Annotated in this window: 18 protein-coding genes; 9 read left to right on the top strand and 9 right to left on the bottom strand. The window is 72.6% G+C overall.

Features of this window, described 5'->3' with window-relative positions; genetic code table 11:
• The first annotated feature begins 9 nt into the window (after positions 1–9).
• Together ACPYO6_RS03650 and ACPYO6_RS03645 are read left to right on the top strand one after the other, a co-directional pair.
• On the top strand, positions 10–1,974 hold the full coding sequence (locus tag ACPYO6_RS03650) for a fumarate reductase/succinate dehydrogenase flavoprotein subunit (protein ID WP_425713539.1): 1,965 nt from the start codon (positions 10–12) through the stop codon (positions 1,972–1,974).
• Positions 1,971–2,723: a succinate dehydrogenase/fumarate reductase iron-sulfur subunit gene (locus tag ACPYO6_RS03645; RefSeq protein ID WP_425713538.1), complete on the top strand. Its 753-nt coding sequence runs from the start codon at positions 1,971–1,973 to the stop codon at positions 2,721–2,723. The genes ACPYO6_RS03650 and ACPYO6_RS03645 overlap by 4 nt, the downstream gene beginning before the upstream one ends.
• A 43-nt stretch (positions 2,724–2,766) precedes the next feature.
• Here ACPYO6_RS03645 and ACPYO6_RS03640 read toward each other — a convergent pair whose 3' ends face one another.
• Positions 2,767–3,558: a helix-turn-helix transcriptional regulator gene (locus ACPYO6_RS03640; protein WP_425713537.1), complete on the bottom strand. Its 792-nt coding sequence runs from the start codon at positions 3,556–3,558 to the stop codon at positions 2,767–2,769.
• 94 nt (positions 3,559–3,652) lie between these two features.
• Here ACPYO6_RS03640 and ilvD point away from each other — a divergent pair, with 94 nt between their 5' ends.
• Entirely contained in the window at positions 3,653–5,515 is a 1,863-nt protein-coding gene (ilvD, locus tag ACPYO6_RS03635; protein WP_425713536.1) for a dihydroxy-acid dehydratase, read from the top strand.
• Between the two features lie 31 nt (positions 5,516–5,546).
• Positions 5,547–6,590: a tRNA (adenosine(37)-N6)-threonylcarbamoyltransferase complex transferase subunit TsaD gene (tsaD, locus tag ACPYO6_RS03630; protein WP_425713535.1), complete on the top strand. Its 1,044-nt coding sequence runs from the start codon at positions 5,547–5,549 to the stop codon at positions 6,588–6,590.
• 60 nt (positions 6,591–6,650) lie between these two features.
• Here tsaD and ACPYO6_RS03625 read toward each other — a convergent pair whose 3' ends face one another.
• Complete coding sequence (locus ACPYO6_RS03625; protein WP_425713534.1) at positions 6,651–7,760, bottom strand: glutamate--cysteine ligase 2; 1,110 nt, start codon at positions 7,758–7,760, stop codon at positions 6,651–6,653.
• Positions 7,761–7,854: 94 nt separating this feature from the next.
• A complete protein-coding gene (locus ACPYO6_RS03620; protein WP_425713533.1) occupies positions 7,855–9,063 on the bottom strand; it encodes a class I SAM-dependent methyltransferase in 1,209 nt (402 codons plus the stop codon).
• Between the two features lie 192 nt (positions 9,064–9,255).
• Between ACPYO6_RS03620 and groES the strand changes: the two genes are divergently transcribed.
• The gene (gene groES / locus ACPYO6_RS03615) at positions 9,256–9,552 is read left to right on the top strand and encodes a co-chaperone GroES (protein WP_425713532.1); all 297 of its coding nucleotides are present in this window, start codon (positions 9,256–9,258) and stop codon (positions 9,550–9,552) included.
• A gap of 129 nt (positions 9,553–9,681) precedes the next feature.
• On the opposite strand, the gene ACPYO6_RS03610 is transcribed toward groES, so the two are convergent.
• Complete coding sequence (locus ACPYO6_RS03610) at positions 9,682–9,984, bottom strand: WhiB family transcriptional regulator (RefSeq protein ID WP_425713531.1); 303 nt, start codon at positions 9,982–9,984, stop codon at positions 9,682–9,684.
• A 213-nt stretch (positions 9,985–10,197) separates the two neighbouring features.
• Between ACPYO6_RS03610 and ACPYO6_RS03605 the strand changes: the two genes are divergently transcribed.
• Together ACPYO6_RS03605 and guaB are read left to right on the top strand one after the other, a co-directional pair.
• Positions 10,198–11,493, top strand: coding sequence for a MerR family transcriptional regulator (locus ACPYO6_RS03605; RefSeq protein WP_425713530.1), 1,296 nt, complete (start codon positions 10,198–10,200; stop codon positions 11,491–11,493).
• Positions 11,494–11,497: 4 nt separating this feature from the next.
• Positions 11,498–13,009, top strand: coding sequence for an IMP dehydrogenase (guaB, locus tag ACPYO6_RS03600; RefSeq protein ID WP_425713529.1), 1,512 nt, complete (start codon positions 11,498–11,500; stop codon positions 13,007–13,009).
• 150 nt (positions 13,010–13,159) lie between these two features.
• On the opposite strand, the gene ACPYO6_RS03595 is transcribed toward guaB, so the two are convergent.
• From ACPYO6_RS03595 to ACPYO6_RS03585, 3 genes are all read right to left on the bottom strand, one after another.
• Positions 13,160–14,608 carry an HNH endonuclease gene (locus ACPYO6_RS03595; protein ID WP_425713528.1) on the bottom strand — a complete coding sequence of 483 codons (1,449 nt, stop codon included), beginning with the start codon at positions 14,606–14,608 and terminating at the stop codon, positions 13,160–13,162.
• A gap of 190 nt (positions 14,609–14,798) precedes the next feature.
• Complete coding sequence (locus ACPYO6_RS03590; RefSeq protein ID WP_425713527.1) at positions 14,799–15,920, bottom strand: DNA glycosylase AlkZ-like family protein; 1,122 nt, start codon at positions 15,918–15,920, stop codon at positions 14,799–14,801.
• Between the two features lie 79 nt (positions 15,921–15,999).
• Entirely contained in the window at positions 16,000–16,716 is a 717-nt protein-coding gene (locus ACPYO6_RS03585; protein WP_425713526.1) for an exonuclease domain-containing protein, read from the bottom strand.
• 65 nt (positions 16,717–16,781) lie between these two features.
• Between ACPYO6_RS03585 and ACPYO6_RS03580 the strand changes: the two genes are divergently transcribed.
• Complete coding sequence (locus ACPYO6_RS03580) at positions 16,782–17,906, top strand: GuaB3 family IMP dehydrogenase-related protein (protein WP_425713525.1); 1,125 nt, start codon at positions 16,782–16,784, stop codon at positions 17,904–17,906.
• 142 nt (positions 17,907–18,048) lie between these two features.
• On the top strand, positions 18,049–19,443 hold the full coding sequence (locus ACPYO6_RS03575) for a class II fumarate hydratase (protein ID WP_425713524.1): 1,395 nt from the start codon (positions 18,049–18,051) through the stop codon (positions 19,441–19,443).
• Positions 19,444–19,707: 264 nt separating this feature from the next.
• On the opposite strand, the gene ACPYO6_RS03570 is transcribed toward ACPYO6_RS03575, so the two are convergent.
• Both ACPYO6_RS03570 and pta read right to left on the bottom strand, forming a co-directional pair.
• A complete protein-coding gene (locus ACPYO6_RS03570; protein ID WP_425713523.1) occupies positions 19,708–20,895 on the bottom strand; it encodes an acetate/propionate family kinase in 1,188 nt (395 codons plus the stop codon).
• On the bottom strand, positions 20,892–22,964 hold the full coding sequence (gene pta / locus ACPYO6_RS03565; protein WP_425713522.1) for a phosphate acetyltransferase: 2,073 nt from the start codon (positions 22,962–22,964) through the stop codon (positions 20,892–20,894). Before pta ends, ACPYO6_RS03570 begins: the two co-directional genes overlap by 4 nt.
• Positions 22,965–23,087 lie beyond the last annotated feature (123 nt).

The following is a 23,087-nucleotide window of genomic DNA, read 5'->3' as shown; positions in this document are numbered from 1 at the left end:
GCGCCCCAGATGACTGCACTGATCCAGGACCTGTACCGCGAGGGCGCTCCGGTCGCGGACACCAAGGCGCCCGTGGGCCCCCTCGCCGAGCGGTGGGAGAAGCGCCAGTTCGGCGCCAAGCTCGTCAACCCGGCCAACCGCCGGAAGATCTCGGTCATCGTGGTCGGCACCGGGCTGGCCGGCGGCTCGGCGGCGGCGACGCTCGGCGAGGCCGGGTACCAGGTCAAGGCGTTCTGCTACCAGGACTCCCCGCGCCGGGCGCACTCGATCGCCGCGCAGGGCGGCATCAACGCCGCGAAGAACTACAAGAACGACGGCGACTCCGTCTACCGGCTGTTCTACGACACGGTCAAGGGCGGCGACTTCCGCTCGCGCGAGTCCAACGTCTACCGGCTGGCCGAGGTCTCCAAGCAGATCATCGACCAGTGCGTCGCCCAGGGCGTCCCCTTCGCCCGCGAGTACGGCGGCCTCCTCGACAACCGCTCCTTCGGCGGCGTGCAGGTCTCGCGGACCTTCTACGCGCGCGGCCAGACGGGCCAGCAGCTGCTCATCGGCGCCTACCAGGCCCTCGAGCGACAGATCGGCGCCGGCACGGTGCAGATGAACACCCGGCACGAGATGCTCGAGCTCGTCGTCGTCGAGGGTCGTGCCCGCGGGATCATCGTGCGCGACATGGTCACCGGCGAGATCGAGACCCACCTCGCCGACGCCGTCGTGCTCGCCTCGGGCGGCTACGGCAACGTCTTCTTCCTGTCGACCAACGCGATGGGCTGCAACGTCACCGCCACCTGGCGCGCGCACAAGAAGGGCGCCTACTTCGGCAACCCCTGCTACACGCAGATCCACCCCACGTGCATCCCGCAGGCGGGCGACTACCAGTCCAAGCTCACGCTGATGAGCGAGTCGCTGCGCAACGACGGCCGCATCTGGGTGCCGAAGAGCGCCGACGACTGCACGAAGGACCCGCGCGAGATCCCCGAGGGGGACCGCGACTACTACCTCGAGCGGATCTACCCCTCGTTCGGCAACCTCGTGCCGCGTGACATCGCCTCGCGACAGGCGAAGAACATGTGCGACGACGGGCGGGGGGTGGGCCCCGAGGTCGACGGTGTGCGGCGCGGCGTGTACCTCGACTTCGCCGAGGCCATCGGGCGGATGGGCCGCGGGGCGGTCGAGGCCAAGTACGGCAACCTCTTCGACATGTACGAGCGCATCACGGGGGAGAACCCCTACGAGGTGCCGATGCGCATCTACCCGGCCGTGCACTACACGATGGGCGGGCTGTGGGTCGACTACGACCTCCAGTCCTCGATCCCGGGCCTGTTCGTGGCCGGCGAGGCCAACTTCTCCGACCACGGGGCCAACCGGCTGGGCGCGTCGGCGCTCATGCAGGGCCTTGCGGACGGCTACTTCGTGCTGCCCAACACGATCAACGACTACCTGGCGGACAACCACGGCTCGCCGGTGGCGCCGGACCACCCGGACGTCGTCGCCGCGGCCGACCAGGTGCGCGAGCGCGTGGAGCACTTCCTGTCCAACGACGGGACGCGCTCCGTGGACTCCTTCCACAAGGAGCTCGGCTCGATCATGTGGGAGTACTGCGGGATGGAGCGCACCGAGGAGGGCCTGCGGACCGCGATCGAGAAGATCCGGGCGTTGCGCGAGGAGTTCTGGCGCGACGTCAAGGTGACCGGCACGAACGAGGAGCTCAACCAGAGCCTCGAGAAGGCCGGCCGCGTGGCCGACTTCTTCGAGCTGGGCGAGCTCATGTGCATCGACGCCCTGCACCGCAGGGAGTCGTGCGGCGGGCACTTCCGTGCCGAGTCGCAGACCGAGGAGGGGGAGGCCCTGCGGCACGACGACGAGTTCGCGTACGTCGCCGCCTGGGAGCACGGCGCCGACGGCGTCCCGGTGCTCCACAAGGAGGACCTCACCTACGAGTACGTCGAGATGAAGCAGCGGAGCTACAAGTGAAGATCACCATCAACGCGTGGCGTCAGTCCGGGCCCGAGGCGAAGGGGTCGATGCACTCCTACCGGCTCGACGACGTCTCCGAGCACATGTCCTTCCTCGAGATGCTCGACGTCCTCAACGAGCAGCTCTTCGCCGCCGGCGAGGACCCGATCGCGTTCGACCACGACTGCCGCGAGGGCATCTGCGGCGCGTGCGGCATCGTCATCGACGGCGTGGCCCACGGGCCCGAGGTGACGACCACCTGCCAGCTGCACATGCGGTCCTTCAAGGACGGCGACTCCATCACGATCGAGCCGTGGCGCGCCGACGCCTTCCCGGTGGTCAAGGACCTCGTGGTGGACCGCGGCGCCTTCGACCGCATCATCGCGGCCGGCGGGTACGTGTCCGTCAACACGGGCGCCGCCCCGGACGCGCACGCCACCCCGGTGCCGAAGAACGACGCGGACCGCGCGTTCGAGGCCGCCGCCTGCATCGGGTGCGGCGCGTGCGTGGCGGCCTGCCCCAACGCCTCGGGGATGCTCTTCCTCGGCGCGAAGGTCACGCACCTCGGGATGCTGCCGCAGGGCCAGCCCGAGCGACAGGCCCGCGTGGTCGACATGCTCGCCCAGCACGACGCCGAGGGCTTCGGCGGGTGCACGAACATCGGCGAGTGCGCTGCCGTGTGCCCCAAGGAGATCCCGCTCGACGTCATCTCCCAGCTCAACTCCGACCTCGGCCGCGCCGCGGTCGGCGGGCGCGCCTCGTCCTGATCGCGCGGCGCTCGCCGGTGGGCGCGCCTCGTCCTGACCGCGGCTACGACCTGACCGGCACGTACATGACGACGTGCAGGTCGACCGCGTCGGCGGGCACGAGCCGGTGGTGCTCGAACTCGAGCAGCCCGAGCTCTCGGTGCCGGAACGTGCGCGTGCGCGACTCGAACCGGGAGACGGCCATCTCGGCGGAGTGGGTGCGGAACTCCTCGCTCGCCGCCGACAGCCGGTCGACGACGGCCCTGTGCTCCGCGCCCGCCAGGCGGACGCCGGACTCCGCCCGGAACTCGGCGAGGAACCGCCGGCTGTCCTGCTCCCAGTCGGGGAGCATCTCCCGCAGGTCTGGGTCCGTGTAGACGAGCCAGAGCAGGTTCCGGTCGGCCGGGTCCACGTCCGCGATGCGCGGGTAGAGCCACGCGTAGCCCGCGTTCCAGGCGACGATCGCCCAGTCCGTCGTCACGACGAAGGCGGGGAAGTCGAGCGCGTCGACGAGCCGGCTCAGGTGGGCCGGGACGGCCTCGCGGCGCACCTGCGGGACGGCGACCTCCTGCTCGGCGAGACCGAGGACGTAGGCGGTCTCGTCGTCGGTGAGGCGCAGGACGCGGGCCACGGCGAGGAGGACCTGGCGCGAGACGTTGGTGTCGCGCCCCTGCTCGAGCCACGTGTACCAGCTGGCGCTCACGCCGGACAGGGTGGCGACCTCCTCGCGGCTGAGGCCCGCGCCGCCGCGGCGGGGCGGGGTCGGGAGGCCGAGCGCGGCACGGTCGGACGCGAGGCGCCGGACCCGGAGGAAGTCGCCCAGCTCGACGCGCCGGGGAGTGCGCGGACGGATCACCCGGAGATGGTACTGCGAGTACCGGTACCACCCGCATCCGGCTCTCGGCCCCGGATCGTCCGGTCGGCCGGCCGGGGCGGGGGAGGATGGGTGGATGCCCGCGTACCGCTCCCGCACCGTCACCCACGGCCGCAACATGGCCGGCGCCCGCGCCCTCATGCGCGCCTCCGGCGTGGCCGGCGGCGACATCGGCCGCAAGCCGGTGATCGCCGTGGCGAACTCCTTCACCGAGTTCGTCCCCGGCCACACCCACCTCGCCCCGGTCGGCCGGATCGTCTCCGAGGCCATCCAGGAGGCCGGCGGCATCGCCCGCGAGTTCAACACGATCGCGGTGGACGACGGCATCGCCATGGGGCACGACGGCATGCTCTACTCCCTGCCCTCGCGCGACCTCATCGCCGACTCGGTGGAGTACATGGTCAACGCGCACTGCGCGGACGCGCTCGTGTGCATCTCGAACTGCGACAAGATCACGCCCGGGATGCTGCTCGCCGCGCTGCGGCTCAACGTGCCCACGGTGTTCGTCTCGGGCGGGCCGATGGAGTCCGGCCGGGCCACGCTCGTCGACGGCACGGTGCGCACCCTCGACCTCGTCGACGCGATGTCCGAGGCCGTCAACGAGAGTGTGTCCGACGCCGACCTCATGCGCATCGAGGAGGCGGCCTGCCCCACGTGCGGCTCGTGCTCCGGCATGTTCACCGCGAACTCGATGAACTGCCTGACCGAGGCGATCGGCCTCTCGCTGCCCGGGAACGGCTCGGTCCTCGCCACCCACACCGCCCGTCGCGCGCTGTACGAGAAGGCCGGCTCGCTCGTCGTCGACATCACGCGCCGGTACTACGAGGACGACGACGACACCGTCCTCCCGCTGAGCATCGCGACGCCTGCGGCGTTCGGGAACGCGATGGCGCTCGACATCGCGATGGGCGGCTCGACCAACACGATCCTCCACCTGCTCGCGGCGGCGAGCGAGGCCGGGGTCGCGTTCGGGCTCGAGGAGATCGACGAGGTCTCGCGCCGCGTGCCGTGCCTGGCGAAGGTCGCCCCCAACGTCGCCGAGGGCCGGACCTACTATATGGAGGACGTCCACCGCGCCGGCGGCATCCCCGCCCTGCTGGGCGAGCTGCGCCGCGCCGGGCTGCTCGACGAGGACGTCCACACGGTGCACGCGCAGACGCTCGGCGCCTGGCTCGACGAGTGGGACGTGCGCAGCGGGCGCGCGACGGACGAGGCCGTCGAGCTGTGGCACGCCGCCCCCGGCGGGCGACGCTCCTCGACGGCGTTCTCCCAGTCCGAGCGCTGGGCCGGGCTCGACCTCGACGACACCCACGGCTGCATCCGCTCCTTCGCGCACGCCTACTCCAAGGACGGCGGCCTCGGCGTCCTGCGCGGCAACATCGCCCCCGACGGCGCCGTCGTCAAGACGGCAGGCGTCGACGAGTCGATCTGGACGTTCACCGGGCCCGCAGTGGTCTGCGAGTCGCAGGAGGAGGCCGTGCAGCGGATCCTCGGCAAGGAGGTGAGCGAGGGCGACGTCGTCGTCATCCGGTACGAAGGACCCAAGGGCGGACCGGGGATGCAGGAGATGCTCTACCCGACCTCCTACCTCAAGGGGCTCGGCCTCGGGAAGGCGTGCGCGCTCATCACCGACGGGCGGTTCTCCGGCGGCACCTCGGGGCTGTCGATCGGGCACGTCTCGCCCGAGGCAGCGGCAGGCGGCACGATCGCGCTCGTCGAGGAGGGGGACACGATCACCATCGACATCCCCCGGCGCAGCATGCGGCTCGAGGTCCCGGACGACGAGCTCGAGCGGCGTCGGGCGGCCCTCGAGGAGGGCGGAGGCTACCGGCCGCGGGAGCCGCGGCCCAGGAAGGTCACCCCGGCGCTCCGGGCCTATGCGGCGTTCGCCCAGTCCGCCGACAAGGGGGCGGTCCGGCTCGTCCCGGAGACCGTCTGAGCCGGAACCGCGCCGCGCGTACCATCCTCGGGTGACCTCACCGCTCGTCCTCGGCATCGAGACCTCCTGCGACGAGACCGGCGTGGCGCTGGTCCGGGGCACGGAGCTGCTCACCGACGTCACGGCGTCGTCGATGGACGACCACGCGAGGTTCGGCGGGATCATCCCGGAGATCGCGTCGCGCGCCCACCTCGAGGCGTTCGGGCCCACGCTCGACGCGGCCCTCGAGCGCGCGGAGGTCGACCTCACGGACGTCGACGCCGTCGCGGTGACGGCGGGCCCCGGGCTCGTCGGTTCGCTCACGGTGGGGGTGGCGGCGGCGAAGGCGCTCGCGCTGTCGATCGACCGGCCGCTCCTCGGCGTCAACCACGTCATCGGGCACGCGGCCGTCGACGCCCTCGTGCACGGGCCCGTCCCCGCCCGGTCGGTGGCGCTCGTCGTCTCCGGCGGGCACACGACCCTGCTCGCCGTCGGGGACGACATCACCGACGTCACGCTGCTCGGCGAGACCCTCGACGACGCCGCCGGCGAGGCCTTCGACAAGGTGGGTCGCCTGCTCGGCCTGCCGTACCCGGGCGGCCCGCACGTCGACCGGCTGGCCGCCACCGGCGACCGGGAGGCGATCCGCTACCCGCGGGGCCTGACCGCGCCGAAGGACCGCGAGCGGCACGCGTACAACTTCTCGTTCTCCGGCCTCAAGACCGCGGTCGCCCGCGACCTCGAGGCCCGGACGGCGCGCGGGGAGGAGATCCCGGCGGCGGACGTCGCGGCCGGCTTCTCCGAGGCGGTCGCCGACGTCCTCGTCACCAAGGCGCTCCGGGCGTGCGCGGACAGGGGGGCGGAGGTCCTCGTCGTCGGAGGGGGATTCTCCGCCAACTCCCGGCTGCGCGAGCTGCTCGCCGAGCGCGGGGCGGAGGCCGGGGTCGACGTGCGGATCCCGCCGATCAGGTTCTGCACCGACAACGGTGCGATGATCGCCGCGCTGGGGAGCGCGGTCGTCGAGGCGGGTCTTCCGGCGTCGGACCTGGACTTCGGTGCCGACTCCGCGATGCCGACGACCAGCGTGCTCGTCTGACGGGAGGGAACCTCAGCCCGTCAGCCCGTCAGCCCGTCAGCTCGTCAGCTCGTCAGCTCGTCAGCCCGTCAGCTCGCCGGCGAGCCGCAGCGCGACGCCGTCCCACCCGTCCGCCTCCGCCCAGGCCCGCTGACGCTCGTAGGACGCGCCGCGCCCCAGGATGTCCTCGACGAGCGCGAGCTCCGGCGCGCAGCCGAGGCGGTGCGCGGCCGGCGCGAGCTCGGTGAGTAGCGCGCGGACCGAGTCCCGCGCGTCGAGCGAGCCGCCGGAGCTGTCGGTGACGAAGTCGGTGTCGAGGCCGAAGCGCGCCGCGCGCCAGCGGTTCTCGGCCGTCAGCCAGCGGGGGAGCGCGGCGGGCTCCTCGCCGTCGTCGATGGCCTGGGAGACCGCGTCCACCAGGCAGACGTTGAGCGCGGTGAGGGCGGTGACCTCGGCGAGGGTCGGCGGTGAGTCGCAGATGCGGGACTCGACCGTGCCGAACTGCGTGGGCCGTACGTCCCAGCGCGTCTCGTTGCGCCGCGCGATGACGTCGGACGCGACGAGCTGCTCGACCACCCGCTCGTAGTCCTCCCACGTGCGCATGACGTCCGGGAGGCCCGCCGTGGGGAGCTGCTGGAACATCATCGTGCGGTTGGAGGCGTAGCCGGTGTCGGTGCCGCGCCATACGGGGGAGGCGGCCGAGAGGGCGAGGAGGGTGCCGATCCGGTCGAGGACGCCGCGCATGATCGGGAGCGCCTTCTCCCGCCGCTCGACCCCGACGTGCACGTGCAGCCCGTAGATGAGCATCTCGCGGCCCCACCACCCGGTGCGCCTGAGCAGCCGCTCGTAGCCCGTGGTCGTCGGCTGGGCCTGGGGGTCCGCCGTCGGGTGGGTGCCGCCGCCGGCGAGGACGAGCCCGCGCCGCCCGGCCGCCTCCGTGAGCTCGGCGAGGACGTCGCGGACCTCCGTGAGCGCGGAGGCGACGGAGTCGTGCACGCCCGTGACGATCTCGACCGTGTTGGCGAGCAGCTCGTGCGCGAGGCGCGGGTGCGGTGCTCCGCCGGGCGCCCGCAGGTCGTCGATGAGCTCGAGCCCGTCGCTGCGCAGCTCGCCCGTGCCCGCGTCGAGCACCTGGAGCTCCCACTCGACGCCGAGGGTCGAGCGCTCCGACGATCCGAACTCGACAGGCACGGCGACATTGTGCACCGGTGCTCGGCCCGTGCGCGTGCGCCGGAGGGGCCGTCCCGGATCGTGTCAGCGCGGGACGGTGATGTCGCCCGGGGTCTCAGACCGGCTCGACCAGGAGCGCCACGTGCCTGCCCTGCGCGCGCGTGAGCACGAGGGTCGCCCGGTTCGGGCCCGTGAGGCGCAGCCGACGGCGGACGTCCTCGACCTTGACCCCGGAGCCGCGCTGCTTGATGGTCAGATCCCCGATCTCGCGGGCCGCGAGGGCGCGGGCCAGGCCCTTCGCGCCGGCGTCGACCTGCTCGAGGACCCGGTAGGAGCGGGCGAACGGGGAACCGGCGGGCTCGTCGGAGGTGAGGTACGCGATCCGCTCGGAGACGACGCCTGCTCCGAGCCGGCGGCCGAGCTCGGCGACGAGACCGGCGCGGATGACGGCGCCGTCGGGCTCGTGCAGGTAGGCCCCGAGCGGCGCGACCGGCGCCTCCTCGTGCGGGGCGGACGGGGGCCGGGGCCCGCCCTGCTCGGGCGCGAGCAGGTGCGGCTGCTCGTCGGTCAGCACGAGGGCGGAGCGGCCGGGGCCTTCCGGGGCTGCGTCGCCGAACCAGAGGGCGGCCTCGACCACCTCGCGGTCGACGGACACCCACTGCGCGTGCGCGTCGTCGGGGACGTGGTCGAGGTCGATGCCGGGAGCGACCTTGATGCCGGCCGCGCGCACGGACCGGGCGCGGGCGACGACGGCGGACAGCGGCGGTCCCCAGCTCTCGGGGTCCGCGAGGCGCCGACCGGCCGCGTCGCGCCGGGCGGGGTCGGCCCACAGTGCGTCCGCGCCGACGTCGGGCAGGTCGATCTCGAGGGCGTCCCCCTCGCGGACCTCGGCGCCGTCGAAGGGCTCGAGGTTCGCCCGGGCGAACGTCGCGGTGACGGGGTCCCGCTCGACGGCGAGGACGCGCGTGCCGAGGCCCGCGATCGCGAGCGAGTCCAGGCCGAGCCCGCAGCCGAGGTCCGCGACGAGGTCGACCTCGGCGCGGCGGAAGCGGTGCGCGTGGTGCGCGGCGACGACGGTGCGGGTCGCCTGCTCGAGGCCGGTGCGCGTGAGGAGCAGGAGGTCGGCGACGGGGCCGAGGCGGTCGGCGGCCTCGGCGCGCAGGGCGAGCTGGGTGAGGGCGGCGGCGGCGAGGTCGGGGGCCATGCCGTGGGCGCGCAGCCGTGAGTTCATGTGGTCGGCGGTCGCCGCGGAGTAGGGCGGCAGCGCCGCGAGCATCGCGCGGCCCTCGGTCGAGGCGAGGGTGCGTGCGGTCTCGAGCTCCATCCGGTCATGGTCGCAGAGGGTGCCGCCGGCCGACGCCCGCTCACGGTTGGCACTCTGATTGCGCGAGTGCTAACTGGCGACCTAGTCTGGGCACTGACGGACTCACCACGCGCCCGACCCCCGCGACGGCGGGAGCGAGGCTGAGGACGACAGTCAGAGATCCATTCCATACGTAGGAAGGGGAGGTCCGCAGTGTCGGTCTCCATCAAGCCGCTCGAGGACCGCGTGGTCGTCCAGACCCTCGAGGCCGAGCAGACCACCGCGTCCGGTCTCGTCATCCCGGACACCGCCAAGGAGAAGCCCCAGGAGGGCACCGTCGTCGCGGTCGGCCCCGGCCGTGTCGACGACAACGGCCAGCGCGTGCCGATGGACGTCGCCGTGGGCGACGTCGTGCTCTACAGCAAGTACGGCGGCACCGAGGTCAAGTACGCGGGCGAGGAGTACCTCGTGCTGTCGGCCCGCGACCTGCTCGCGGTGGTCGACCGCTGACCAGCGTCACCAGCACAGCGAAGGGCCCCGCGACCATGTCGGTCGCGGGGCCCTTCCGTGTCTGTGGGCCGGCCGGGTGCGTCGGGTGGTCGGGGGTCGGTCCGGCTTCGGCTGGGCAGACCGGGTTGGTCAGCCGGCCTTCGGTGTCGCTCGCCGACGCTCGCTGCGGTAGACCGCCGCGCGCTCGTCCTCGCTCATCCCGCCCCAGACCCCGTACGGCTCGCGAACCGTCAGGGCGTGGTCCCGGCACTGCTCGATGACGGGGCAGCGGGAGCAGATGGCCTTGGCCGCGTCGTCACGCCGGCGTCGGACCCCGCCGCGTTCGCCCTCGGGGTGGAAGAACTGCTCCGGGTCCACCTGGCGGCACGAGCCGTCGGCCTGCCAGCTCCAGACGTCCAGGAGCGGGCCGGGAAGGCGGGACAGCTCGGCCATGGGGGCCTCCTCAGAAGTTCACCGTGGTCCGGACCGGGATCCGGCGCAGACCATTCATCAACAGGTTATTGCTTGCGCGAAAGTTGGGCAAGGGGGTGCGTGGCGGCACACCGTGCCGTCGTCGCTGTGTGTCTCCTGTTGCGCGTGCACCGGATCTGCATAGGTTGGACGTCTACGGATTGCCGACCCGGCCCGACCGACGGAGGATGGAGCATGGCTGCTCGCCAGGGAACCGACGGGGTCGCGCCCGGCGGAGCCATGGGTGAGCTGGCGGACGCGGTCGAGCAGATCGACGGCACGTACATCGACGGGTCCGTGCCGGTCCAGCCCGGGGCCGCCGTCGTGGGCGGATCCCTTAACGGACATGACGATGTTCGCGATCTCACCGGCGAGCGTGTGCGGGTAGGCCTCGACGGCGGAGAGCGCAACGACGCGGGGTCGAACGGTGTCGATCGAGACGTCGCCGCGTCCGACGACGAGCGGCCTGCCGGCGGGGCCGACGACGACGCTGATGCTGATGCTGATGCTGATGCCGATGCCGATGCCGATGCCGATGCCGGTGCGGGTGCGTCGCCCCAGGGCCGTACGCGCCCGGACTCGGGCGCCCGGTTCGACGTCCCGCGCGTTATGCACGGGGAGGCGCCGCTGACCGTCGGTGCGCTGGCCGAGCGGCTCGGCATCGCGACCTCGACGCTGCGCAGCTGGGACCGGCGCTACGGTCTCGGGCCGAGCGACCACCGCGCGGGGGACCGCCGTCGATACGGGCCGGCCGACGTCGTGCGCCTGGAGCGGATGCGGGCACTCACGCTCTCCGGGGTGAGCCCGTCCGACGCCGCCCGGGCGGTCACGCAGCGCCCGACCGGCCACGGCGAGGTCATGCCCGTCGCCAGCACGGCAACCAGTCTCGACGTCCAGTCCCTCGGCGCCGCGGCCGCGGCCGGCGACGTCAACGACGTGCGGCTCGCGATCTCGCGGCACGTCGACGCCCACGGGTGGAGCTCGACCTGGATGCGGCTGCTTGCTCCGACCTGCGACCTGCTCGCCGTCGGCGCGGAGCCGCAGGCTCCGGGCAGCGACGGCATCACGGTGCTCACGGGCTGCGCCCTCGAGGTCGTGCGCACGGACGTCCTGGCGCACGACGTCGAGGATCGCGTGCGGGTCGTCGTGCACACGACTCCCAAGCACGTCCTCGCCGCGCACGTGTTCGCCGGCGCGATGGGGGAGCGCGGGATCTCGAGCCTCCTGCGCCGGGTCGGTCGGCACCGCGTGCCCACGGAGGCGCTCGCCGACCTCACGGTCCGGGAGTCGGGGGTGACCGTCGTCGTCGGATTCGGACGTGCCGCGAGCGTGCGAGCCCTGGCGAGGTCGCGACGTGACCGCCGGCCCGAGGTCGTGCTCGTCGGGCCCGGTCTGCCGCGCCGCGTTCCGCCCGAGGCGATACTGGCCTCCGACCTCCCGTCCGCGGTGTCCACGGTCACTGCGCTGCTCGAGGACGCGGATCTAGCATGAGGGGATGACGGAGACCCCCGCACACGACCCGTTCGCGCTGGTCGGACTCACCTATGACGACGTGCTTCTCCTGCCGGGGGCCACGGACGTCATTCCCTCCGAGGTGACGACCGGCGCCCGACTCACGCGCGAGATCGAGCTGAGGATCCCGCTGGTGAGCGCGGCGATGGACACGGTGACCGAGGCGCGCATGGCGATCGCGATGGCGCGCCAGGGCGGGCTGGGCATCCTCCACCGCAACCTCTCCATCGAGGACCAGGCCCAGCAGGTCACGGTCGTCAAGCGCTCCGAGTCGGGGATGATCACGGACCCCGTGACCATCGGCCCGGACGCCACGCTCGCGGAGCTCGACGAGCTGTGCGCCCAGTACCGGATCTCCGGTCTTCCGGTAGTGGACGGCGAGGGCGTGCTGCTCGGCATCATCACGAACCGCGACCTCCGGTTCGTCCCCGGCGCCGAGATGGCGACTCGCACCGTGCGCTCCGCGATGACGCCGATGCCCCTCGTGACGGCCCCGGTCGGGATCAGCAACGACGACGCCGCCAAGCTTCTTGCCGAGAACAAGATCGAGAAGCTCCCTCTCGTCGACGACGGCGGCCACCTCCGCGGTCTCATCACCGTCAAGGACTTCGTCAAGTCCGAGCAGTACCCGCAGGCGACGAAGGACGCCGACGGGCGGCTGCGCGTGGGCGCGGCGATCGGCTACTGGGGCGACGCGTGGGAGCGTGCGACCGCGCTCGCGGACGCGGGTGTCGACGTGCTCGTGGCCGACACCGCGAACGGCGAGGCCCGTCTGCTCCTCGACATGGTGCGCAAGCTGAAGAACGACCCGGCCTTCGCTCACGTCCAGATCATCGGCGGGAACGTGGCGACCCGCGAGGGCGCGCAGGCCCTCGTCGACGCGGGCGTGGACGCCGTCAAGGTCGGCGTCGGGCCGGGGTCGATCTGCACGACGCGCGTGGTCGCCGGAGTCGGCGTCCCGCAGGTCACCGCCATCCACATGGCGGCCCAGGCCTGCCGGCCGGCCGGCATCCCCGTCATCGGCGACGGTGGGCTCCAGCACTCCGGCGACATCGCCAAGGCGCTGGTCGCCGGGGCCGACACGGTCATGCTCGGCTCGCTCCTTGCCGGCTGCGAGGAGTCGCCGGGCGACCTCGTGTTCGTCAACGGCAAGCAGTACAAGCACTACCGCGGCATGGGCTCGCTCGGTGCGATGGCCTCCCGCGGTCGGGTGTCCTACTCGAAGGACCGGTACTTCCAGGCCGACGTCAGCACGGACGACAAGATCGTCCCCGAGGGCATCGAGGGGCAGGTGCCCTACCGGGGTCCGCTGTCCGCCGTCGCGCACCAGCTCGTCGGGGGGCTGCACCAGTCGATGTTCTACGTCGGGGCGCGCACGACCGAGGAGCTCAAGGAGCGCGGCAAGTTCATCCGCATCACGCCGGCGGGTCTCAAGGAGTCGCACCCGCACGACGTGCGGATGATCGCCGAGGCGCCGAACTACTCGACGCGCTGATCGGAGCTGTCCGGTCGGTCGTCCCGCCGAACGGCGAGCAGGTAGGCCGGCACGCGGGTAGATAGCCGGTGTGGCAGGCGGGAACGCAACCGGGCCGGCACGCGCTAACCAGGTCGGTCAGGCATCGGGTGATCTGGATGACGAGCTCGGTCAGTCACCGGGCTGATCCGGATCCGGAGGGTCGCCGCCCGACGGCCCGCCTGTCGAGGATCCCGAGTCGGTCCGTGAGGGTCGGTCGTCCGGCCGGCGGACGCGCTCGGCCACCCGCTGCCTGAGCGCCTCGTACCGCTCCCGGGTCATCTCGGGTGGTGGCGTGGCCGGCCGCCGGTAAGGGAACGGTGACCGCGACCGCCGGTACCGGTGCCCCGTGGGCGTGCGGATCTCGGCGCTCTCGCCCGCCTCGTCGACCTCGTGGCGCCAACCGGGCCTGATCTTCAGGTAGTAGTGCTCCGCGCACAGCCCGGTGCCGTTGGCGGCGCTCGTCGCCCCGCCCCTCGCGTGCTCGACCACGTGGTCGACGTGCTGGATGGGGGCATTGCAGAAGGGCTCGGTGCACAGGTCGTCGCGCATGAGGATGAGGCGCCGGAGCCCGCCCTCGAACGTGCGACCCTGGGACTCCAGGGACACGACGCCGCCCGTGGCCGGATCGGTCCAGAGGCGACGGAACCAGACCCGACCCGCCTCGCGCACATGGTCCCGCGCCGCCTGTGCCGGCAGCGGCCCCTGGCCGGGCAGCCAGGCCGACTCCCGTCCGCCGGCGAGAGTCTCGCCGGTCATGACGATCGTGAGGTCGACGTCCCGTGGAGCGCTCGACGGCGTCCCGGTCACGTGCTCGACGAGCAGGTCCGCGGCAATCTGGCCCGGTGTGCGTCCATCGGCGTCGCCGGCCGTGACGATGCTCGCGGCCTGCTTGAGCAGCGATGCGTGGACACGGACGGCCTCCGTCATCGGCAGGAGGGCCGTCACGCGGGCCATCGATCCGGTGGCCGGCCGGATGCTCACGTGGCGCTGGCGCTTCTCGCGCAGGCGGCGCAGCTCGGCGGCGTCCTCCTCGCGCTCCTGCGCGGCCTTGCGGGCGTGCCGCCGAACCTGCTTGTCGCCCCAGCCCGGCAGGTCGGGAGCGAGAGCGGCGTCGACCTCTCGGCGGTCCTCAGGAGTGAGGCCGGCCGTCTCCTGGGCGAGGATCGTGGCACGCCACTCGCTGACCAGCCCCTGGGACATGAGGTCGAGGGTGCGGGGGAGCTCGTGGACCAGCGCGCGTGCCAGCCCGAGGTGCTGGTCGCCCCTGCTGGGCGAGTCGTTGCGCGCCAGTGCGACCTCGGCCTTCAGGCCGCGTCCCCGCTCGTCCGCGGGAATGCCACGCATCTCCTCGTCCGCCTCACGCCGCTCGGCGAGATCGGCCGACGCCACGGCCTGGCCGGCGGACGCGACCGCCTTGAGCTCCTCGAGGAACCGGATCTGGTCCACCGCGTCGGCATCGGAGTGGCGTTCGAGCCTGCCGATCGCGTCCCGCAGCGCACGGAGGTCGGCCAGCGTCGGGGGTGGCGGAGGTGTCGCGGTGAGCGCGGCGTCGTGCTCGTCCTGCTCCGTCGTCGTCATCGCCTGCCCCCTCCGCATCGTCGTCGGAACAGAACGCGTGTTCGATATGACTGCCACGCTACCTGCCGGGACTGACATCGAGAGCGGCCGATCCCGCGCCTGTGGATGCGACTGTCACCGGTGGATGTGTGGTGACGGCGTGGCGAGAACCGCGCGGGGGAGCGCGGGACGGCGTGGCGCCACGATCGTCTCAATCGTCGGCGAGCGTGAGAGTGGCGCCCCGTGCGCGACCCACACGTGCCAGTTCCTCCCCGACCTCGTGCGCCGTCGCCGCCTCGCGATCGTCGAACCACTCGACGGACACCTCGTGCCCTCGGAGCCGCCACGTCCCGACGACGACGCCGTCGCGCACGACGAGGTCCGCACCCCTCGACACGGCGGCGCGATGCGCCGTCGGGACGATGCGCTCGTCGGCGGTGCCGGGTCCGAGCACCCACGAGTCGTGGGCCGGCAGCAGGCGCACGACGCCGGACGGCCGGGCCGAGCGGATCTCGTCGAGATCCGCAGGACGCACCCACGAGTCCACGCCGTGCACCGTGACCGGGACCACCTCCGCCGCATCCAGCCAGCGGCGGATCCGGCTGCGCGGCGCGCTCAACCCCTCTCCCAGCCAGTAGAGGAGGTTGGCCTCCGTCGCCGGCGCGTAGGCGGCGAGGTACAGCTCGACCGCGGCGCGACCGGCCGCGTCGATCGCCGCGTCGGAGTCGGCCCCGATGCCGGTCTCGTCGCCCGAATCCGGCGCGAGCCTGAACGTCGCCCGCCCGTCACGAGTCGGCCCGAACGAGAGGTCGCCCCACCAGTGGAGCGGCTTGTACAGGGCGTCCGAGCCGCGCCCGTCGGCGGCCGGGACGAGGTGGGCGAGGGACGGGCTGCCGGCGAGGTGCACGGCGATCTCGTCGCGGCTCGCCGGTCCCTCGCCGAGCAGGTCGCGCACCGCGGCCCGGAAGGGGGCCCAGTCGTCGAGCTCGAACCCCGCCTGACGCTGGTAACGCGCCGACTCCCACACGCGCGTCGTCCGGCGCACCGTCAGCAGCACGGACGCCGCGCGAGCATCCATGACGTACGCGCCGCCGCGGAAGGCGTAGGCGAGCACGAGCTCGTCGTCGTCGAGCGCGGGCCGGAGCATCCCGGGACGCGGCGACGCCAGGCGCACGCCGACGGCCAGGTCGGCGCGATCCGCCGGCCAGCCGCGGAGGGCCACGACCCGTCGTACGACGTCGACCGCGTCCGTCGCGCCCTCGGTGCCGAGCCTGTGCCGGTCGAGCCGCCAGGCGAGTGCCTGGCGGACGTCGAGCCCGATCTCGCGAGTCATCTCTTCGACACTCCCGCCGTCGCCGTCGCCGTCGCCGTCGCCGTCGCCGTCGCCGTCGCCGTCGTCCCGTCCTCGCGTCCTAGGCCACCGGCTCGACCGGCCACGCCCGGGAGATGTGCGCGTCGGCGCGCCCCTTGCCGCGCAGGAACTCCTCGAAGTTCTCGGCCCACTCGGCGTGCCACGCGGCCTGCGACCGGTGCAGGTCGGCTGCCGCCATCTCCGCGACCTGGGGGTACTTGGCCGTCAGTGCCTCGAGCACGGCGAGCGTGTGCGCGACGTCCCCGTCGGCCGTGTGCGCCGCGTCGTTCGCCGCCACGCCGTACGCCTCGCCCATGGCCTCGAGCGTCTTCTTGCCCTTCCTGAACCGCTCGACCTTCCGGTCGACCACCAGTGGGTCGACCACGGGGGAGACGTCCCGGCCGAGCCGGTCCTCGAGCGTGGCCAGCCCGTGCCGGACGAGCTCGGCCCGCAGGATCGACAGGTCGTAGGTCGCGTTGAACGCCACGAGCACCGCACCGGAGCCCAGCGCCCCGGCGATCACCTGCGCGACCTCGTCGAGCACCTGAGCGGGCGGCGCGCCGTGCTCCCGCGCGTACTCGGTGGTGATGCCGTGCACCGCCGTCGCCTGCTCGGGGATCTCGATGCCGGGATCGGCGAGCCACGTCCTCGAGCTGCCGATCGAGCCGTCCGACTCGCGGACGACGAGCGCCGACGTCACGATGCGGTCGTGACCGACGTCGATCCCCGTGGTCTCGGTGTCGAAGCCCAGCCACACGTCCTGCGTCCACCCGGTCATGGATCCTCCTGTCGTCCCGGCCACTGTCGCAGAGCACCCCGACATCGTGCAGGTAGCCTCCACATGTGAGCATCGAGATCGAGATCGGACGCGGTAAGCGGGCCCGCCGCGCATACTCCTTCGACGACGTCGCGGTCGTCCCCTCCCGTCGCACCCGGGACCCGGAGGACGTGTCGATCGCCTGGCAGATCGACGCCTACCACGTCGACATCCCTGTCCTCGCGGCGCCGATGGACTCGGTGATGTCTCCCGCGACGGCCGTCGCGCTCGGACGGTTCGGGGGCATCGGCGTCCTCGACCTCGAGGGCCTGTGGACGCGCTACGAGGACCCCGAGCCCCTGTACGCGGAGATCGCGGGGCTCGACGCCGAGACCGCGATCACGCGCATGAAGGAGATCTACGCCGAGCCGATCAAGGCCGAGCTCATCACCTCGCGCCTGCAGGAGATCCGCGCGGCGGGCGTGACCGTGGCCGGCTCGCTGAGCCCGCAGCGCACCCAGGAGCACTGGCGCACCGTCGTCAGCGCCGGCGTCGACCTGTTCGTCATCCGCGGCACCACGGTCTCCGCCGAGCACGTCTCCTCCGCGGCCGAGCCCCTCAACCTCAAGCGGTTCATCTACGAGCTCGACGTGCCCGTGCTCGTCGGCGGCGCCGCGACCTACACCGCCGCGCTCCACCTCATGCGGACGGGCGCCGCGGGCGTCCTCGTCGGGTTCGGCGGCGGCGCCGCCTCGACGACCCGCCAGTCTCTCGGCATCCACGTGCCCATGGCCTCGGCCATCGCCGACGTCGCCGCCGCGCGCCGCGACTACCTCGACGAGTCCGGCGGGCGTTACGTCCACGTCGTCGCCGACGGCGGGGTCGGCCACTCGGGCAACCTCGTCAAGGCCGTGGCCTGCGGCGCCGACGCCGTCATGCTCGGCGCGGCGCTCGCCCGCGCCGAGGAGGCCCCCGGGCGCGGCTGGCACTGGGGCCCCGAGGCCTACCACCCCGACCTCCCGCGCGGCTCGCGCGTCAAGGTCGGCACCGCCGGGTCGCTCGAGGAGATCCTCCACGGCCCGTCCGACCGCGCGGACGGCACCGTCAACCTCATGGGCGCCCTGCGCCGCGCCATGGCCACGACCGGCTACTCCGACGTCAAGGAGTTCCAGCGGGTCGAGGTCGTCGTCTCGCCCTACCAGGCGTCCTGACCGGGACGCGCGCCAGGCTGGGGGCGCACCTCGCCTGCGCGCCCTCGTCGTCGGGCACCCGCCTTTCTCCCGGGTGCGAGGATGGACCCGGACGGGCGCGCGGACGCGCCTGCGACCCGCGCAGCGAAAGGGATACGACGACGTGACTGAGTACCGGATCGAGCACGACACCATGGGGGAGGTCCGCGTCCCCGCGGACGCCCTGTACGCCGCGCAGACGCAGCGGGCCGTGGAGAACTTCCCGATCTCGGGCAAGACCCTCACGCCGCACCACATCCACGCCATCGGCCAGATCAAGCGCGCCGCGGCGATCGCGAACGCCGAGCTCGGGGTCATCGCCGAGGACGTCTCCGCCGCGATCGTCGCCGCCGCCGAGCAGGTCATCGCCGGCGAGCACGACGCCGAGTTCCCCATCGACGTGTTCCAGACCGGCTCCGGCACGAGCTCGAACATGAACACCAACGAGGTCATCGCGACGATCGCCTCGCGGGACTCCGGCCTCGCCGTGCACCCGAACGACCACGTCAACGCGTCGCAGTCGTCGAACGACACGTTCCCGTCGTCGATCCACATCGCCGCCGTCGGCCTGGCCACGGGCGAGCTGGTCCCGAACCTCACCGTCCTCGCCGAGTCCCTCGAGCGCAAGGCCGAGGAGTTCGCGGACATCGTCAAGTCCGGCCGCACACACCTCATGGATGCCACCCCGATCACGCTCGGGCAGGAGTTCTCCGGCTACGCCCAGCAGATCCGCAACGGCATCGCCCGGATCGAGGCCACCCTCCCGCGCCTGGCCGAGCTCCCGCTGGGCGGCACCGCCGTCGGCACCGGCATCAACACCCCGGAGGGCTTCGCGCCGCGCGTCATCGGCCTCATCGCCGAGAACACCGGACTCCCGCTGACCGAGGCGCCCAACCACTTCGAGGCCCAGGCCGCCCTCGACGCCGCCGTCGAGACCTCGGGCGCCCTGCGCGCGACCGCCGTGTCCCTCACCAAGATCGCCAACGACCTGCGCTGGGGCGGCTCCGGCCCCCGCACCGGCCTCGGCGAGCTCCGCCTGCCCGACCTCCAGCCCGGCTCCTCGATCATGCCCGGCAAGGTCAACCCGGTCCTGCCCGAGGCCGCCGTCATGGTCGCCGCCCAGGTCATCGGCAACGACGCGGCCATCGCCTTCGCCGGCGCCCAGGGCAACTTCGACCTGCTCGTCATGCTGCCGGTGATGGCGCAGAACCTGCTCGAGTCGATGACGATCCTCGGCAACGTCTCGCGCGTGCTCGCCGAGCGGTGCGTCGACGGGCTCGAGGCCGACGAGGAGCGCTGCCTGCGCCTCGCCGAGTCGTCGCCGTCGATCGTCACCCCGCTCAACCGGGTCATCGGTTACGAGGCGGCCGCGGCGATCGCCAAGCACTCGGTGAAGGCCGATCTGACGATCCGTGAGGCCGTCGTCGACCTCGGACACGTCGAGCGCGGCGAGATCACCGAGGCCCAGCTCGACGAGCTCCTCGACGTCCGCTCGATGACGGGTCCGAACAAGGCCTGAGCGGCGGTCGGCGGTTGGTGGTCGCCGGGTGTTCGTCGTCGTCGGGAGTCGCTCGTGGTGCCTTGGTCGAGAGTGCGGTTCAGAGATCTCTGAGCCACACTCTCGACCACTGTCGAACCTCAGGCCCGACGACGATCCTCAGGCCCGACGACGAACCGCAATCTCGGCGGGCCCCAACCGCAATCTCGACGGGCCCCAACCGCAATCTCGACGGGCCCCAACCGCGATCTCGACGACGGAGACCGGGCCCGACGACGACGATCCTCAGGCGCCGCTGACCTCGATCGTATGGCGCGCGATGGCCAGCTCCTCGTTCGTCGGCACGACGAGCACGGTGACGGCCGACCCCGGCGCGCTGATCACGCGCGGCTCGCTCGAGCGCGCGGTGTTGGCGGCGTCGTCGAGCTCGATCCCGAGGAAGCCGAGGGGGGCGAGGACCTCGGCGCGGATCAGCGCGTCGTTCTCGCCCACGCCGGCGGTGAACGTCACCGCGTCGAGCCCACCCATGACGGCCGCGTAGGAGCCGACGTACTTCCGCAGCCGGTGCCCGTACACGTCGAGCGCGAGGCGGGCGTCGGCGTCGCCGGCACCGGCCAGCTCGCGGACCTCACGCATGTCGTTGTGGCCGGTCAGGCCCTTGAGGCCGGACCGCTTGTTGAGCAGGTCGTCGATCTCGTCGACCCCGAGCCCGCCGACCCGGCGCAGGTGGAAGACCACCGCCGGGTCCATGTCGCCGGTGCGCGTGCCCATCACGAGGCCCTCGAGCGGCGTGAGCCCCATCGAGGTGTCGACCGCGCGCCCGCCCACGACCGCCGACGCCGACGCCCCGTTGCCCAGGTGGAGGACGATCTGGCGCAGGTCGTCGCGGCCGAGCATGGTGCTGACGGCGTCGGAGACGAACTGGTGCGAGGTCCCGTGCGCGCCGTACCGCTTGATCGCGTACTTCTTGGCGGTCTCCTTCTCGAGCGCGTAGGTCGCCGCCGCCTCGGGCAGGTCGGCGAAGAACGCGGTGTCGAAGACGGCCACGTGCGGGACGTCGGGCAGCAGCTCGCGCGCCACGCGGATCCCGGCGACGTTCCCGGGGTTGTGCAGCGGCGCCAGCGGGGACAGGGCGTCGATCCGGCTGACTGCGTCGTCGTCGAGCGCGACCGGGCCGGAGAACTCGGCGCCGCCCTGCACGACCCGGTGGCCGACCGCTCGGATCCCGGCGTCGGCGAGGGCCGGCCCGAGCTCGTCGAAGGCCGCGAGGACCGCCGACAGCCCCGCCGTGTGGTCGACCTGCGGCAGGTCGCGCTCGTGCTTCTCGCCGTCGACGGTGTGCCGCAAGTGGCCCGACGGCTCGCCGATGCGCTCGAGCAGGCCGGAGGCGACGACGTCGCCGGAGTCCGGGTCGAGCAGCTGGTACTTGATCGACGACGAGCCCGAGTTGACGACGAGGACGGTGCCGCTCATGCGTTCTCCTTCTGCGCCTGGGCCTGGACGGCCGTGATGGCGACGGTGTTGACGATGTCGCTGACCAGCGCACCGCGTGAGAGGTCGTTGACCGGCTTGTTGAGGCCCTGGAGGACCGGGCCGACGGCGACAGCACCGGCAGATCGTTGGACGGCCTTGTAGGTGTTGTTGCCCGTGTTGAGGTCCGGGAAGATGAACACCGTGGCGCGGCCGGCGACCTCGCTGCCGGGCAGCTTCTTCGAGGCGACGGAGGCATCGACGGCGGCGTCGTACTGGATGGGTCCCTCGACGCTCAGCTCGGCCGCCCGCTCGCGGACGGCCTCCGTGGCGGCGCGCACCTTCTCCACCTCGGCGCCCGCGCCGGACGTCCCGGTCGAGTAGGAGAGCATGGCGATCCGCGGCTCGACCCCGAACTGTGCGGCGGTCTGCGCCGAGCTGATCGCGATGTCCGCGAGCTGGTCGGCGTTCGGGTCGGGGTTGACGGCGCAGTCGCCGTAGACGAGTACGCGGTCCGCCAGGCACATGAGGAACACCGAGCTGACGATCGAGACCCCGGGACGGGTCTTGATGATCTCGAACGACGGCTTGATCGTGTGCGCCGTGGTGTGGGCCGCGCCGGAGACCATGCCGCCGGCGAGCCCGAGGTGGACCATGAGGGTGCCGAAGTAGGAGACGTCCGTGATGACCTCGCGCGCCCGCTCGAGCGTCATGCCCTTGTGCTCGCGCAGTCGCGTGTACTCGGCCGCGAACTCCTCCACGTGCTCCGAGGTGGCGGGGTCGATGACGCGCGCGGCGTCGATGTCGAGGCCGAGCTCGGCGGCCCTCGCCCGCACCTCCGACTCCTTGCCGAGGATCGTCAGGTCCGCGACCTGCCGGGACAGGACGGTCGAGGCCGCGCGCAGGATCCGGTCGTCGTCGCCCTCGGGGAGCACGATGTGCTGCCGGTCGGAGCGGGCGCGGTCGAGCAAGGTGGCCTCGAACATCAGCGGGGTGACCACCTCGCTGGTGGGAACGTCGATGAGGGCGAGGAGCTTCTCGGAGTCGAGGTGCTGCTCGACCACGCCGAGCGCGAGGTCGAGCTTGCGCTGGGTGTTGCGGGAGAGCACGCCCCGCGTGCCCGAGACCTTGAGCGCCGTCTCGAACGTGTCGTCCTCGGTCGTGATGACGGGCAGGCGGTCGACGAGCCCCGACATCAGCTGGCGCACCTGCTCGCTCGGCAGGTGGCCTCCGTTGAGGACGAGGCCGGACAGCGAGGGGAACCCGTCCGCGGCGTGGGAGGCGATGACGGCGAGGACCGCGTCGACCCGGTCGGCGGGCGCGATGACGAGCGTGCCCTCGCGCAGCCGCTCGATGATGTGCTCGGCGTTCATCCCGGTGACGAGGATGTGCTCGGCCTCGCGGGCGAGCAGGTCGGGCTCACCCATGTAGAGCCGCCCGCCGAGGGCCTCGCGCACCTCGTCGACCGTCGGGGCGGAGAGCACGGGGAGCTCGGGCAGCACGCCGGTCTCGAGCTCGTCGTCCGCGAAGGCCGCCCGCACCTCGTCGAGCCGGTCGGACTCGCACCGGTTGACGACCACCCCCACCGTCGTTGCGTGCCCCTGGGCGATCTCGTGCTGCCCGACGGCCACGACCTGCCGGATCTCGTCGATGCTGCGCCCGAGGCCGAGCACCACGAGCAGCACCGGCGCGCCGAGGTTCGCCGCGATCCGCGCGTTCGAGGCGAGCTCCGTCGGCGTCGTCACGTCCGTGTAGTCCGAACCGACCACGACGACGACGTCGGTCTGCCGCGCCACCGCCCGGTACCGCTCGACGATCCTCGTCAGGGCCGCGTCCTCGTCCTCGAACCACTCGTCGTAGGTGACGCCCAGGCACTCGTCGAAGTCGAGGTCGACCGCGTCGTGCTCGAGGAGCAGCTCGAGGACGGAGTCGCGCTTCTCGCGGGACTCCACGAGCGGTCGGAAGACGCCGACCCGGGACGCGCGCCGTGCCAGCTGGTCGACCACCCCGAGCGCGACCAGCGACTTCCCCGTGAACCCCTCGATCGAGGCGATGTACAGGCTCTGGGTCATGCTCAGGGCTCCTATCGGGAGGTGGTGGCTCGCGAGGTCGATGCTTCCAGATCGGCGGCGCGCGTGCGGCACGGGAGTGGCGGGCCACGCAGAGCCCGGACCAGTCAACACCGTGGGCGCTCG

Source organism: Georgenia sp. Z1344, from assembly GCF_049856295.1.
GTDB lineage: Bacteria > Actinomycetota > Actinomycetes > Actinomycetales > Actinomycetaceae > JB111.
Note: the sequence above shows the minus strand (reverse complement) of the source record. Positions and strands in the feature narration are given on the sequence as shown.

Coding starts and splice junctions, on each gene's coding strand:
- ACPYO6_RS03595 (WP_425713528.1), bottom strand. CDS start 14,608: ATGACGACGACGGAGCAGGACGAGCACGACGCCGCGCTCACCGCGACA.
- ACPYO6_RS03605 (WP_425713530.1), top strand. CDS start 10,198: ATGGCTGCTCGCCAGGGAACCGACGGGGTCGCGCCCGGCGGAGCCATG.
- ACPYO6_RS03650 (WP_425713539.1), top strand. CDS start 10: ATGACTGCACTGATCCAGGACCTGTACCGCGAGGGCGCTCCGGTCGCG.
- ilvD (WP_425713536.1), top strand. CDS start 3,653: ATGCCCGCGTACCGCTCCCGCACCGTCACCCACGGCCGCAACATGGCC.
- ACPYO6_RS03590 (WP_425713527.1), bottom strand. CDS start 15,920: ATGACTCGCGAGATCGGGCTCGACGTCCGCCAGGCACTCGCCTGGCGG.
- ACPYO6_RS03620 (WP_425713533.1), bottom strand. CDS start 9,063: ATGGAGCTCGAGACCGCACGCACCCTCGCCTCGACCGAGGGCCGCGCG.
- guaB (WP_425713529.1), top strand. CDS start 11,498: ATGACGGAGACCCCCGCACACGACCCGTTCGCGCTGGTCGGACTCACC.
- ACPYO6_RS03570 (WP_425713523.1), bottom strand. CDS start 20,895: ATGAGCGGCACCGTCCTCGTCGTCAACTCGGGCTCGTCGTCGATCAAG.
- ACPYO6_RS03585 (WP_425713526.1), bottom strand. CDS start 16,716: ATGACCGGGTGGACGCAGGACGTGTGGCTGGGCTTCGACACCGAGACC.
- pta (WP_425713522.1), bottom strand. CDS start 22,964: ATGACCCAGAGCCTGTACATCGCCTCGATCGAGGGGTTCACGGGGAAG.
- ACPYO6_RS03610 (WP_425713531.1), bottom strand. CDS start 9,984: ATGGCCGAGCTGTCCCGCCTTCCCGGCCCGCTCCTGGACGTCTGGAGC.